This window comes from Verrucomicrobium sp. BvORR034 (assembly GCF_000739635.1).
Classification (GTDB): Bacteria; Verrucomicrobiota; Verrucomicrobiia; order Verrucomicrobiales; family Verrucomicrobiaceae; genus Verrucomicrobium.
In genome coordinates, this window is sequence record NZ_BATQ01000011.1 from 17,938 (window position 1) to 31,697 (window position 13,760).

Genomic DNA, 13,760 nt, shown 5'->3' on the forward strand with positions numbered 1-13,760 from the left:
TCGTATCGGTGGATGAGTTATTTCCGAGAGTCCGCGCATCATGAGGTCAGGGCCGCAGAGGGGTAGCCGAGTTCGTGCAACCGGGTGTCGAGCCGGGTGACGGCTTCGCGGAGCTCAGCAAGGATATCAGCCCGGTCGGCTTTCTGAATGGTGTCGAACTCTGCCCGTTGAAAGAGCATGGACAATTCCGTGAATCCCATGGTGGCCCCGGATCCCCGGCCGAGGTGGGCAGCCTGCTGCCAGGAGGTGTTGGCACCCTCATGCAGCGCGGTCTCCAGGCGGACGAGCACCTCCATCATCTGCTCTGCGGCCATGCGCACAAGGTCGAGGTCGAGCTCAGGGTCACCCGTCAGGCAGTACTTGAGCTGGGTCTCATCCACCACCGGAGGCTGGGGGAGGGGCCGGTCGTTGTTTCCGGAACCAGCTTCCGGCATAAAGGTCGCCGGTGTGCCCGGGGCGAGCCAGGCCGACAGGGCCTGCTGCAAACGGTCCACCTCCACCGGCTTGGGCAGGTAGCCGTCCATGCCTGCCTCAAGGCAGAGCTCTGCATCTCCCGCCATGACGTGGGCCGTGACGGCGATGATGGGCACGCGTTTCGTTCCAGTGTTCTTCTCCCACTCGCGAATCTTTCGTGTGGCCTCGAACCCATCCATGATGGGCATCTGGCAGTCCATCAGGATCACTTCGTGGCCGCCTTCCCTGGCGAGATTCACGGCCTCAGCGCCGTCGGAGCAAAGGGTGACTTTCATCCCCAGGTACTCGAGCTGATTTTTCAGCACCCGCTGGTTCACTGGATTGTCATCCGCCACCAGGATCCGGGCAGAGGACAGGTCCAGGCGCTCTGCCAGCTTTGCCGGGGAGGGAACAGGAGCGCCGGAAAGGAAACCATAGAGTTCGGAAGGGCGGAAGGGATACTTCAGCAACCCGGCAACCCCGACCTTCTCGACGAGTTCATCATTTAGCCCTTCACCATCCGACATGAGGTACACAGGGCACTGCTTCCACCATGATTTCTGACGGAGTACTCGCAGCGTCTCCAGCCAGTTCTCGCCTTGGGGGCTACCCACCACTACGGCACACAGTGGAAGCGGCTGGCCGTCTGAATCAACCCCGAAGGAATCCGGCACGTCTTTGGTGCTGGCGGCGATGAGGGGATGCAAACCCCAGCTGCTCGCATGGGTGCGGACGGACTCTGCCGTCAGCGCCCTGTTTTCCACGATTAACAACGCTCCTGTCGCAAGCTTCTGGGCGGCGTCCGGTTTAGCCACCCCTTCGAACACCACGGTGAACCAGAACTTTGATCCTTGCGCGGGAGTGCTCTCCACATTCAGGGTGCCGTTCATCCGTTGCACGAGCTCTTGGGAAACGGCCAGGCCCAGACCGGTGCCGGCCTGACGCCAGCCAGCCCTGCCACTGGCCTGGGCAAACGGCATGAAGAGACGCTGCTGGGCTTCGGTCGTGATGCCGGGTCCGGTGTCGCGCACGTCGATGCGAAGGCAGATGCGGTTCTCCGATTCCATCTGACGTCGGCGCATCACGTGAATCGAGACACTGCCAGCGTTCGTGAACTTTACAGCATTCGAGACAAGGTTTTGCAGCACCTGCCGGAAGTGTTGCCGGTCGCCCATGACCTGCGCAGGCAGATCGGGCTCCAGATGGGAGGTCAGCTCCAGGCCCTTCTTCGCTGCACGATCTGCATAGTGCGTGAGCACATCCTCCACGATCACCGCAGGTGAGAAGCTCTCGGTGACGAAGCTCATTTCTCCGGCCTGCAGTTTGGAGAGGTCCAGGATGTCATTGATGATCGCCAGAAGCGTCTTTCCAGAAGTGCGGATGGTTTCCACGCCATCTCGTTGTCGGGCGGAGAGAGAGGTGTCTCGTAGCAGCAGATCGGCCGCACCCAGTACCCCGTTCATCGGCGTGCGGATCTCGTGACCCACGGAAGCCAGGAAGGCCGAGGTGGTCTTCACGGAATCCAGTGCTGCATCGCGGGCTTCCGCCAGCCGGGCTTCGTACTGCATGCGGTTGCGATACTCCCGGTACACGATGCCGCCCCCTGCGAGCACCGCCAGAAGACCGACTACACAGGTGATGCCGGCAATGCGCTGAAACTGGCGACGTTCATCAAGGAACCGGTCGCGACGGGTGTCCAGGAGTTGGAGTTCTGCTGTCTTGACCTCGGAGAGCAGGCGTTCGAGTTCGAGGGACTTTCTCGCGCTCTTCTCCAACCGGGCGGCAAGGGCCGCGCTGCCGATGGTGTCCGCACTTTTGGCGTTCTCGTCCAGAAGACTGAGGCGCTCTGCCAGCACCTGGCGGAGGGGTTCCATCTTTGAAGCCTGGACCGGATTGTCCTTCACCAGGCGGGCCAGTGTTTCCAGGGCCTTGGGGGCATCATGGCGGTGCAACTGGTAGTCTTTGGAGAAAGCTTCACTCTGGGTGAGCATGAAGGCGCGTTGCTCGCTCTCGGCTTCGCGTGCCAGATAGCGGACTGCATCCACCTGGCTGAGCACATCGTGGGTGTGTTCCACCAGGATGTAGCTGGCCACTTCCTGTCTGGCCTGGTACACAAGCACCCCGCCGAGCAGGAGAGGCACGGACACTACGATCAAAATGCCTGTTGCCAAAACAAGCCAAATCCAGGCGCTGACGCGATAGCTCACCGGGCAAATCTACCCGGACGCCGGGATCGTTTCCAGTCAATTCCCCGCAGGATCAGCATGATACGCAGGAATCCGTGCCGGGTGTTGGGGAGGGATGATCTCCTATCGCCTGGCATAAATCTTTTGGATTGTAAAACCACCAAACTTTTTGCGTTATTGAATCAATGAAAACCACCCTTCCCCTGAGTCGCCTGTCTTTCGTTGGACTGGCTGTGATGATGATGGCCGCGTTTGCCAGCTCGTGTTTCGCCCAGCAACCGGACCGCAAACTGGATCTCTTGAAGAACGGATCGTTTGAAAAGGGTCTGGAGGGATGGCAAACCACCAGCCACCGCAAGAACGGCAAGATAGAGATCGACAAGGCGGAGCTCTACAAAGGGTTGCCGACGCTCAAGATCGACAACCTCGGTGCAGATGATTCCCTGGTGATGCAGAAGGTGACCGTGAAACCTCTCACCCGCTACCGGCTGACGGGCTTCGTGAAGACCAAGGACATCAAACCCGGCGATAAAGATGCCACGGTGGGGGCCAACGTGTGCCTGCGTGGTGGGTTCGAGCGCTCTGAGGACATCATGAAAACCCGCACCTGGGGGCGGTTGACGCTTGAGTTTGAAACCGGTCCCAAGACCGAGGTGGAAGTCGGGCCGCGGTTGGGCTTCTTCTCATCGGCCGTGACCGGCACCGCGTGGTTTGCAGATTTGTCACTGGTGGAACTGGGGCCGGCAAGGCGTTAAGGTGGGGATTGGGGACCCGTGATGCAGGCTTCCATGCCCAGGGTGGAGTCGCTTAAGGCTCATCTAACCCTGTGGCTGTGTTGCAAGTGTGGGCAGATAGGTGCTGCAAGTAAGCCACCCTCCACGGATTGCCCTCGAACCCGGAGGGTTCGAGGAATCCTGTGCCTGTGCATTCGTGGGTGGGCGGTCGTGTTGAGAGGCATCTGCAGAAGGGCGAGCCCTGTTGCTCGTGCTGTTTCTCACTTCCAAAGGAGCCGCATGCGCCACAGGGAGCGGATTCATCGTGCTCGTGATCACGCTTTCCGGGTCTGTATTCTCATGAAACACCTGTGAGCGAGTTTGAAAAGCGCGAGGAGTTGGCAACGGCGCGCCAGCGTCTTGGAGTACGGTGGCTCGACACCGTTTTCTGGCCGCGATCAAGCGTGGTCGTGATGCAGAGTCGAGCGAAGCGGATTCCCCTGTGCGCGCAGGGCATCAATCCAAGCCCAGGTCTCTCACAAAGTCGGCTTCGATAGTGACTTGGTGCGGGGAGACACCGGTTTGCTCCACGACGATCTCCCTTAGCCTCTGCAACACTTGCTCATCAGTGGGATTCAGCCCCTTCTCCTGCAATGACCGGACGATGAGATCGCGGAAATTGCCGACGGTAATGATCTTCGACGCATCCTCATCGGAGATGACGATGTCGAACTCCTTTTCCACCTCAAGGACAAGCTCAACAGAATCCAGGCCCATGGGGCATGGAATGCGGCGATCTTGGTGGCCGGTCAAGTAAACGTTTGGCAACAGATTCACTTTTCGGGCCCAAGGTTGGATGCGATGAGTCAACCCGGCCCTGAAGCCTCCAGTCACGATTCAGTAGACTTTCTCTAGGTGCATGCAAATCTGAGGTGCAGCGGGAGTGTCCGTGTTTTCGGTACTGACCTTCGCCAGCTCGATGAGTATCTCCGTCGCGTCAGCGTCGTGAAGTACGGTGGCTCGACACCGTCTTCTGGCCGCAATGCGATGCGGTCATGACGTAACAGTGAAGCGAAGCGGTGGTCTAGAGAAGGGGCGTCAATCGACGCCCAAGTCCCGGATGAAGTCGGCATCAGGTGTCACTTGGTGCGGGGAGACGCCGAGTGGATCCACAATAATGCTCTTTACCTTCAGCCAGACTGGTCCGCGTCCGTCTGGACGTCTTGGTCCCGCAATGCCCGGAGGATGAGATCTCGGAGATCTCCCGCTGTCGTCGCCGTGGAGGCGTCCTGGTCAGCGATGGTGATGCGGAACGCTTCCTCCACCGCCATGACGAGCACGGATTCCATGCCCATGGGTATGGAGTGGTGCAACGGCGACAGGCAGTCAAGGCCGATCCGCCGTCCCTCCGGGACGGGGAGCCTCTATTCACTGCCTCTTCCGGTGGTTCCCGGCTTGATGACAGGCCTTCACCACCGGCTACAGTCCAGCGTCGCGTCCCTTTGGGACGAGTTTCAAGGTGTAGCGTCCTTCGTGGGTTCAAGGTGCGTTCTCAAGCAAACACCTCTTTCACCACGTGGCCAAAGACGTCCGTGAGGCGGAAATCGCGGCCGGCGTAGCGGTAGGTGAGCTTTTCGTGGTCCATGCCCATGAGGGCAAGGATGGTGGCGTGGAAGTCGTGGATGTGGACCTTGTTCTCCTGCGCGAAGTAACCGTAGTCGTCCGTCGCTCCATAGGTGGAGCCGGCTTTCACGCCGCCGCCGGCGAGCCACATGGTGAAGCCTTCAGGGTTGTGGTCGCGGCCATCGGTGCCCTGGGCGGTGGGGGTGCGGCCGAACTCGCCGCCCCAAATGACGAGGGTGTCCTGTAGGAGGCCGCGGGAACGGAGGTCTTTGAGGAGGCCGGCGATGGGCTTGTCTACCTCGGCGGCGTTTTTGCTGTGGCCCTTGTAGAGATTCCCGTGCTGGTCCCACTGCACCTCACTGTCGCTGTGGGTGACCTGGACAAAGCGCACGCCGCGTTCGATGAAACGACGCGCCATGAGGCATTGCCGACCGAAGTTGGAAGTGACGGGGTTGTCCATCCCGTAGAGTTTCTTGGTCACCTCGGTCTCGTTGTCCACGTCCTGGGCGTCGGGCATGGCCATCTGCATGCGAAACGCGAGTTCGAAGGAATTGATGCGGCCCTCCAGGGCCTGATTGGGGCCGGTCAGCTCCAGATGTTCATGGTTCATCTGAGCGAGCAGATCGAGCTGCTGACGCTGGAGGCCTGTGCTGAGCTTCGTGTTGCGGATGTGCTTGACCATGGCCTGGTCTGAAGGCACGGCGGCATTGCCGATGGGCGTGCCCTGGCACCAGGCGGGAAGGAAAGCGGCCCCCCAGTTGTTGACGCCCCCATGGGCCAGCGTGGGACAGATCGTGATGAAGGCGGGCAGGTTGTCGTTCTCCGTGCCGAGGCCGTAGGTGATCCAGGAGCCCATGCTGGGACGGACCTGGACATCGCTGCCCGTATGCAGCTTGAGCAAGGCTCCGCCGTGAGCGGGGTTGGTGCCGTGCAGGGAGCGGATGACGCAGAGTTCATCCGCGCATTGGGCCACGTGAGGGAACAGTTCGCTGACGGGCAGTCCGCTCTGGCCGTACTGCTTGAACTTCCAGGGGGACTTCAGGAGCTTGCCTGTTTCCGCGAACTTGACGCGCGGCTGGGCAAAGGGGTAGGCTTTGCCGTGGTCCCGGTCAAGCAGCGGTTTGGGGTCAAAGGTGTCCACCGCGGAGGGGCCGCCCTTCATGAACAGGAAGATGACCCGCTTGGCCCGGGCGGCATGGTGTGGCAACTTGGCCGCGAGCGGGCTGAGGGGCGCGGAGGCACCCTGAGTCTGCTGGGCAAGCAGGGAGGCGAGGGCCAAATGGCCAAAGCCTGCGGCGCTGCGCTGCAGCATGGCCCGGCGGGAGAGGGGGGAGGCAGGAAAGGGGTTCATCGCAGGTACATGAATTCGTTGGCCGACATGAGGGTGTGGCAGAGCAGCGTCCACGCTTCAGGCGTGTCACCCTGCTGGCGGACAAAGGTCAGCGCACGAGTGAGGTCATGCGTTGTGGCTGGACGTCCGTAGAGGGAGATGTAAGCTTCTTGAACCCGGGCCTCTGCAGGTGCTTCTGTCGCCAGCAGTTTGGCGGAGAGCCTCTGAGCCGCCTGGGCGGCGAAGGGGGAGTTCATCATAATCAGGGCCTGTGGGGCCACGACGGTGGCATTGCGGCTGCCTGTGGGCATGGTGGGATCCGGATAGTCGAACTGCTCCAACAGATCGAAGAGGTGGTTCCGGATGATGGGGATGTAGAGGGCGCGGCGCAGAGCCTTGTACTGGGTGGCATCCTTGGAGGTGTGATTGAAGACGAACTCCCGGTTGCGCAGCGGGACGGTCTTGCCACCGACCTGGGCGGAGAGGGAGCCGCTGGCGGCGAGCATGGCATCGTGAATCTGCTCGGCCTCCAGGCGCTGCACATGGGCGCGCCACAGGAGCTTGTTTTCCGGGTCCAGCATGGCGGGATCCACACCTGAGGAGGGCTGACCTGCGCTCGGATGGGTGGAGGCCATCTGGTAGGCGCTGGACTTCATGAGCACCCGGTGCATGTCCTTGATGCTCCAGCCGCTTTCGATGAAACAACGGGCCAGCCAGTCGAGCAGGGCGGGATGGGAGGGTTTGTCACCCAGGATGCCGAAGTTGTCCGTGGAGCCGACGAGGCCACGGCCGAAATGCCAGCGCCAGAGTCGGTTGACCATGACCCGGGCGGTCAGGGGGTGCTCGCTGCTGGCCATCCAGCGGGCCAGTTCCAGACGGCCGCTTTGTTTGGCAGAGAGAATGGGCTTGGTGAAGGAGGTGCGCATGACCTCCGGGAAACCGCGCTCCACCTCGGCTCCGAGCGTGAGATAGCTGCCGCGGATGTGAATCGGAATGGTCTTGGTGATGGTGCCGTCACGTACGCCCATGAGGGAAGGCGGATCGGGAGTCTGATCTTCCAGAGTCATGAGGTCGTCTTTCATGACCTCAGCGGTGGCCAGCATCTCTCCGTCGAACGCATCGGCATCCTTGTCCGGGATGACGAGCAGACCGGCCACGTCATTAAGGGCGGCGTGCGCTTCGGCCAGCTCCGGTTCTGTTGGGGCGGTTGCTTTGGGATCTTTGGCCTTGGCTGCGGTGAGCGCTGCAGCAGTGCGGGTGAAGATGTCGCTGTAATATTTCCTGATTCCCTCCTGATCGCCTGAGGCGGCAAGTTCACGCCAGCGGGCATAGAAAGGGTGCTCGGGAGCGCGGGTGAGATACTGGCGGGCGGTGAGAAGGTAGCGGGGGCGGAGCTTGCGCTCGGCGGCCAGCTTCTGGACCTGGGCAAAGTCCGGGTCCTCTGGCAACAGAGCGGCCGCAGCGAGGTACTCGGGAGCGTTCGTCTGCAACTCCTGCTTCAGCTTCGCGCGGGTTTCGCTGGAGAACTTGGCAACCTTGGACCGCTGGGCGGCAACCTCTGCCTCATACTTCTTTTTGGCGGCCAGGTCATCTGGAGTCGCGAGTGAGTGCTCATACCAGAACTTGATCGCCCCCAGCTTCTCATCCGCGAGGCTCTTCGTGCTGCGGAAGATGGCGGCCAGCGCGTAGTAGTCCTTGTTGGTAATGGGATCGAACTTGTGATCGTGACACCTGGCACAGCCCAGCGTCATGCCCAGGAAGGCCTTGCCCAGGGTGTCGAGCTGTTCATCGATGATGTCCATTTCCAGCTTGCGCACATCAGGCTCCGCCAGCACGCGGGCGCCCAGCGCGAGGAATCCCAGGGCGGTCAGCCCCTCCCGACGCTCCTCTTCTGTGCGGGCAGGCAGGAGGTCGCCGGCGATCTGCTCGACGAGGAACTGGTCATAGGGTTTGTCCTCGTTAAAAGCGCGAACCACATAGTCCCGGTACTGCCAGGCATGGCCGTAGGCGACGTTTTCGTCCATGCCGTTGGAGTCCGCATAGCGGGCGACATCCAGCCAGTGTCGGGCCCAGCGCTCTCCGTATTGAGGAGAAGCCAGCAGACGCTCCACCACCTTGCTGAAGGCATCTGCGGAGCTGTCAGCGAGGAAGGCGTCAATCTCGTTGGCGGTGGGCGGCAGGCCGGTGAGATCAAAGGTGGCGCGACGGATCAGCGTTCGCTTGTCGGTGGCGGGAGCGGGTGAAAAGCCCTGCTTTTCCAGCTCCGCAAGCAGGAAGGCGTCGATGGGCGATTTGACCCAGGCGGTGTTCTGCACGGTCGGTGGAGCCGCTTCGGTCAGCTGGGTGAAGGACCAGAACTTGCGGCCCTCCTCCATGTTGATGGTGCGGTTCACCCCGCCGTGGGCCTGCGCAGCCGCGGCGGTCTTGCCCTCCCGGGGATCGGGTGCGCCCATCTCCACCCACTTCTCCAGATCCTGGATCTGGGCAGGAGTGAGGGCATTCTTTGGCGGCATCTGGAGGTCGCGGTTCTTGTATCGAACCGCCTCGATGAGTTTGCTCTTGTTCAGATTGCCCGGCACCACGGAGGGGCCGGCATCGCCACCGATGAGCAGCGCTTCGCGAGAGTCCACGGCCAGCCCGCCTTTGGTCTTGCCCGCTTCGACAGAATGGCAGTCGTAACAGGCGCTGACCAGGACGGGGCGGATCTTCTTCTCGAAGAACTCAATGCCCTCCGCCGTGGGAGCGGCGGCCATCAGGGGACTGGCGAGCAGGAGGCCTGCGAATCCGCTGCTGAGAGCGATGTGGAAGTGGAAAGGTCGGTTCATCAGGGGCATGGGAGCGGCCGGAGATGGGGTTTTAGGAAACACGTGGCATTCACTCCGCGAGGGCGCGGATCTCATCAGGACGGAGGGCGGCAGTGTAGAGGCTGAACTCGTCCATGCACCCTGCGAAGTTGCGCACGGGCTGCTGACGTTTGTCCGGGGAGGGGGTCCAGTTGCCGAGCTCCATCATCACGGGGGCCAGTTCCGTGGGGGTCTGCACCGGGTGCTTGGACAAGATCCCGCCGTTCAGGTAGAACGTGACCTCGCCACCTGCCAGGTCATAGACCACGGCCAGATGCACCCATTGGCCGAAGCGCTCTGGGGTGAATATCACCGGGGTAATGTAGTCATCCGAGCGGACGTTGGGGTTCTTGCCAGAACCCACACCGAGGCACAAGGAGCCATCGTGCAGGATCTGCCAGTGCATGTGACCTTCCTCAATCCCTTGGCTCATGCAGAGGGAACTCTGCCGGACGTTCAACCCATGGAGCTGCACCCAGGTAGCCATGGTGACCTGGCGGTGCGTGCCGGGCAGGCTGAGCCGCACGCGATCACTGACACTGCGGAACTGCAGCGCCTTCTTCTCCGGCCAGCGCCCCTGAGTCCAGATGCAACCAACAATGGTGCCGGGGGCGACCTCCTGGCCGAGGGCGGCGGAGTTCTTCAGCGAACGCGACCCCTGAGGGTCCTGGAAATCAAGCCTCAGCTTCAGACGTGGGTCGAGGTTCCACTGCCGCCCCTGCTCCTCCCAACGCACGAGTGACTGCCGCTGGGATTCGTTCATGCGGGCTTCCAGATCCCGGCTGAAGGCGAAGGCCACATCACTGGCGGGCAGGGCGCGGGCAGGAGTGCTTTTCTCGAACCCGGCGGCCTCACCGGTGGTGAGCATGCGCACTTGGGCCTCGGGCTGGTGCAGCTCCACTTCGCCCTTGAACACGTGGACCTCAGGTGTGGCGCTGTTGAGATCCAGACCGAAGTCGGTGCCGAGATCCACGACATCTCCATTGGGAGTGCCGAGACGGAATCCGCGGGCCTGGGGAGGCACGTGAGCACTGAACCGGCCGCTTACGCAGTAGGCTTCGCCAGCGGAGACGAGTTTGATTTCTGCCGGGCCTTCCACTACCAGCCGGGCACCCTGGTAGAACTCCAGCTCGGCAATGCCTGCTTTGAGTTTGAGCCAACCCGGGGAGAGCGGGGCATTCAGTGCCGGGGAGGATTGGGCGTCCACCCATTCCAGATTCACGCCGCGGGTCAACAGCGCCACGGAGGTGGTGGTCGCCTCATTTTCATCCTCGTCTAAGAGGGGGGCGGTCACCACCTTGGGAGGAGAGAGATGAGCGGGCTGACGCAGCACATTTACCACCATCACCAGGATGGCGAGCAGGGCCGCCAGCGGCAGCAGCCAGGTCAACCGTGCCCGAACCGGACGCGCCGGGGCAGCCCCCACAGGGGCAGTGAGGGCAGGTTCCTCTTCCACCCGTTGCCGTTCCTGCTGGGACCAGGAGAAGAGCGCAGACTCCACATCCTGGAAGGCATACCACTGGTGGCGGGCCTCGGCGGAGGTCTTCAGCATCATGCTGAGCCGCGCGTGGTCCTCTGCGGAGATGTGGCCGTCTGCCTTCGCCATGAAGAGGCGGTGCAGTTCGGCGGAGTCGAAATCAAGGTGAGGATTCATGGTCTTCGGGTCACGCCTCAGGTGCGGTTTTCCGGTTCACACAGTCCGCCAGCAGACGGCGGAGGGTGTTGAGCTTGTTGTAAAGGGTCTGTGGGGCCCGGCCGAGGCGCTCCGCCAGCACGGCCAGATCCACGTTCTTGAGATAAAACTCGCGCACGAGGTCGCGCCCCTGGGGCTCTACCTCCTCAATGCAACGCTCCAGGGCGGCGAGGCGCTGCTCGCGATGCTGGAGATCGGCGGGGCGTTCTTCCGCGAACCTCTGCAGCAGCTCGTCGTCGAAGTGCAGGGGGGAGCGCAGCGCCATGCGCTGGAAGTTCTTGGCCTCGTAGAAGGCAAAGCTGCTCGCCCAGGCGAAGAAATCGGTCCCTGGGGTGAAGTCACCAAACTTCCGCCACAGGGTTAGGCTGGCGCGTTGCAGCACGTCCTCTGCATCCGCCCGATTCCCCAGCATGACGAGCAGAAAGCCGAGCAGGCGCCCATGGGCACCGTTGAGCAGGGTGATGAACTGCTCGCTCAGCCCGGGATCGGGCGCTGGTTGGGGGGCGTCACTCATGCTATCTGCCAAGTAATGTGCGGGCTGAACGGCTTTTACCGAAGATTGATAAAAAAATGATTCTCTGCATGGGTTGATGGAAGTTGCCTGGATAGAGCGGCGTAAGGAGTTGGCATTCCGGTCTCCTGCCCGGCTCTGTCCCAACTCCGATGAGCGACTCTTCCCTTCTTTTGACCCTTGCTGAACTGGTCAACATCAACAGCGTGAATTCCTCCTATGACGGAGGTCCTGGTGAGGCGGAGCTGGCGGCGTATGTGCGGATGTTCTTTGATCATCGCGGCATCGAGACGTGGGAGCAGGAGGTGTTCCCAGGACGCAACAACGTCATCGCCCGCCTGCCGGGTCGCGATTCCAGCCGCCGCATTGTGCTGGAGGCGCACATGGACACGGTTTCGGTCAAGGGCATGATCATTCCACCCTTTGAACCACGCGTGGCAGACGGGCGCATGTACGGCCGCGGATCCTGCGACACCAAGGCGGGCCTGGCCACCATGATGCATGCGCTGGCATCATTGAAGGCAGAGGGCATCACCCCGCCGTGTGAGGTGTGGCTCGCCGCAGTGGTGGATGAGGAGTACTCCTACCGTGGGGTGGTGAAGCTCTGCGAGGGAATCTCTGCCGTAGCCTCCATTGTGGCCGAGCCCACGGAGTTGAGGGCCGTCATTGCCACCAAGGGGGTGTTGCGCTGGCGCATCGTGGCGCGGGGGAAGGCGGCTCACAGTTCCAAACCACATCTGGGGGTGAATGCCATCCACCACATGTCGCGGGTGGTGCTGGCGCTGGAGGAGATGCATGCCCGCCTGGCGGAGGATGCGCCTCATGCCCTGCTCGGTACCGCGACGGGAAATGTGGGCGTGATCACGGGTGGCACACAAGTGAACTTTGTGCCGGATCAATGCGCCATTGAAATCGACCGTCGGCTGCTGCCCGGAGAAAAGGTGGAGGAGGTGCTGGCCCGCTATGAGACCCTGCTGGTGGAACTCCGGCAGAGTCATCCGGGACTGGACGTGTTCATGGAAGCCCCGATGCTCACGGATGAAGCCCTGGAGACGCCGGAAAGTGAAGGCGTGGTGCAGGTGGCATCCAGCGTGCTTTCGGATCTGGGGTTGAATGCGAGCCCCTGCGGTGTGTCCTTCAGTTGTGATGCCAGCAAGCTCGCGCGAGCGGGTGTGCCCACGATCGTGTTCGGTCCGGGCAGCATTGATCGCGCTCATGCTGCGGTAGAGTACGTGGAGCTGGACCAGGTGCAGCTCGCCCTGGAGTTCCTCAAGCGCTTCCTGAAGTCATTTGTCTGATCTGCTGTTATTGCCTAAAACCTCATCATCAACCTTCGTCATCATGAACTCTTCTCCCATTCTCACGGCTCCCCATTCACGGCGTCAGTTTCTTGTCACCTCCCTGGCTGCAGCCGGAGGCGTGCTGACCACACAGGCGGCCAATCCACCAGGGGACATCGACGCGCATGTGCACGTGTGGACGCCTGATACGGAGCATTATCCGATCGCCAAGGGGTTCACCAAGAAGAAGGACATGGTGCCGGCGAGCTTTACGCCGGAGCAGTTGTTTGCCCATACCGTGCCCAACGGCGTGGCACGGGTGGTGCTCATTCAGATGAGCTTCTACAAGTACGACAACCGCTACATGCTGGACACCATGGCGCGTCACCCCGGTGTGTTCAGCGGAGTGGGCATTCTGGATCATGATGCCCCGGATGCGAAGGCAACGCTGAAGGCGCTGGCAAAGCAGGGCGTGCGCGGGCTGCGGCTGTACGCCAACAAGCCGGATGTGGAGGCGTGGTTGAACTCACCCGCCATGCATGCGTTGTGGACCCAGGCGGCGGATGAAGGGGTAGCCATGTGCCTGCTGGCCAATCCGGATTCATTGCCCGCCATCAAGCAGCTGGCACTGAAGTTTCCCAAGACCCGCGTGGTGATTGATCACTTTGCCAGGGTGGGGATGAAGGGGCCGGTGCAGGAGACGGACCTGGAGAACTTGTGCCGTCTGGCGGAGCTGCCGCACAGCTATGTGAAGACCTCGGCCTTTTACGCCCTAGGGGCGAAGAAGCCGCCGTACAAGGACCTGGCTCCGATGATCAGGCGTTTGCACGGGGTGTACGGAGCCAAGCGCCTCATGTGGGCCTCGGATTGTCCCTATCAGGTGGAAGAAGGCCAGAGCTACCAGGCCGCGATTGAGCTGGTGCGTAACGGGCTGAACTTCTTAAGTGCAGATGACAAGAAGTGGATGCTGAGGGGCACAGCGCAGAAGGTGTTTTTTAGTTGAGATGGGGAATGGCCGCGATGCACAGTCGAGTGTAGTTGCATTGAACCCTCCGGGTTCAGGAGATAACGCATTGGGGAGGAGATGGGTGTTGCGCAGCGATCCGCCGCCCCTCCGGGACAAGCTTC

General features: G+C 61.7%; 10 protein-coding genes. 3 read left to right on the forward strand and 7 right to left on the reverse strand.

Going from position 1 to position 13,760, the window contains the following annotated elements; genetic code table 11:
- Window positions 1–38 precede the first annotated feature (38 nt).
- A complete protein-coding gene (locus tag BV034_RS02275) occupies window positions 39–2,594 on the reverse strand; it encodes a response regulator (protein WP_265592532.1) in 2,556 nt (851 codons plus the stop codon).
- Window positions 2,595–2,824: 230 nt separating this feature from the next.
- Between BV034_RS02275 and BV034_RS02280 the strand changes: the two genes are divergently transcribed.
- A complete protein-coding gene (locus BV034_RS02280) occupies window positions 2,825–3,394 on the forward strand; it encodes a carbohydrate binding domain-containing protein (protein ID WP_050023706.1) in 570 nt (189 codons plus the stop codon).
- 474 nt (window positions 3,395–3,868) lie between these two features.
- On the opposite strand, the gene BV034_RS36780 is transcribed toward BV034_RS02280, so the two are convergent.
- The 6 genes from BV034_RS36780 to BV034_RS02305 all read right to left on the reverse strand — a co-directional run bounded on the left by BV034_RS36780 (window position 3,869) and on the right by BV034_RS02305 (window position 11,355).
- Window positions 3,869–4,129: a hypothetical protein gene (locus BV034_RS36780; protein ID WP_050023708.1), complete on the reverse strand. Its 261-nt coding sequence runs from the start codon at window positions 4,127–4,129 to the stop codon at window positions 3,869–3,871.
- A gap of 413 nt (window positions 4,130–4,542) precedes the next feature.
- Complete coding sequence (locus BV034_RS35555; protein WP_265592533.1) at window positions 4,543–4,701, reverse strand: hypothetical protein; 159 nt, start codon at window positions 4,699–4,701, stop codon at window positions 4,543–4,545.
- A gap of 203 nt (window positions 4,702–4,904) precedes the next feature.
- Complete coding sequence (locus tag BV034_RS02290) at window positions 4,905–6,326, reverse strand: DUF1501 domain-containing protein (RefSeq protein ID WP_050023710.1); 1,422 nt, start codon at window positions 6,324–6,326, stop codon at window positions 4,905–4,907.
- Window positions 6,323–9,130: a PSD1 and planctomycete cytochrome C domain-containing protein gene (locus BV034_RS02295; protein WP_265592534.1), complete on the reverse strand. Its 2,808-nt coding sequence runs from the start codon at window positions 9,128–9,130 to the stop codon at window positions 6,323–6,325. Before BV034_RS02295 ends, BV034_RS02290 begins: the two co-directional genes overlap by 4 nt.
- Window positions 9,131–9,179: 49 nt before the next feature.
- On the reverse strand, window positions 9,180–10,802 hold the full coding sequence (locus BV034_RS02300) for a LamG-like jellyroll fold domain-containing protein (protein ID WP_050023714.1): 1,623 nt from the start codon (window positions 10,800–10,802) through the stop codon (window positions 9,180–9,182).
- Window positions 10,803–10,812: 10 nt separating this feature from the next.
- On the reverse strand, window positions 10,813–11,355 hold the full coding sequence (locus BV034_RS02305) for a sigma-70 family RNA polymerase sigma factor (RefSeq protein ID WP_050023717.1): 543 nt from the start codon (window positions 11,353–11,355) through the stop codon (window positions 10,813–10,815).
- Window positions 11,356–11,504: 149 nt separating this feature from the next.
- Here BV034_RS02305 and BV034_RS02310 point away from each other — a divergent pair, with 149 nt between their 5' ends.
- Both BV034_RS02310 and BV034_RS02315 read left to right on the forward strand, forming a co-directional pair.
- Window positions 11,505–12,650, forward strand: a complete 1,146-nt coding sequence (locus tag BV034_RS02310) for a M20 family metallopeptidase (protein ID WP_050023719.1) — start codon at window positions 11,505–11,507, stop codon at window positions 12,648–12,650.
- A gap of 43 nt (window positions 12,651–12,693) precedes the next feature.
- Window positions 12,694–13,635, forward strand: coding sequence for an amidohydrolase family protein (locus BV034_RS02315; protein ID WP_050023721.1), 942 nt, complete (start codon window positions 12,694–12,696; stop codon window positions 13,633–13,635).
- Window positions 13,636–13,760 lie beyond the last annotated feature (125 nt).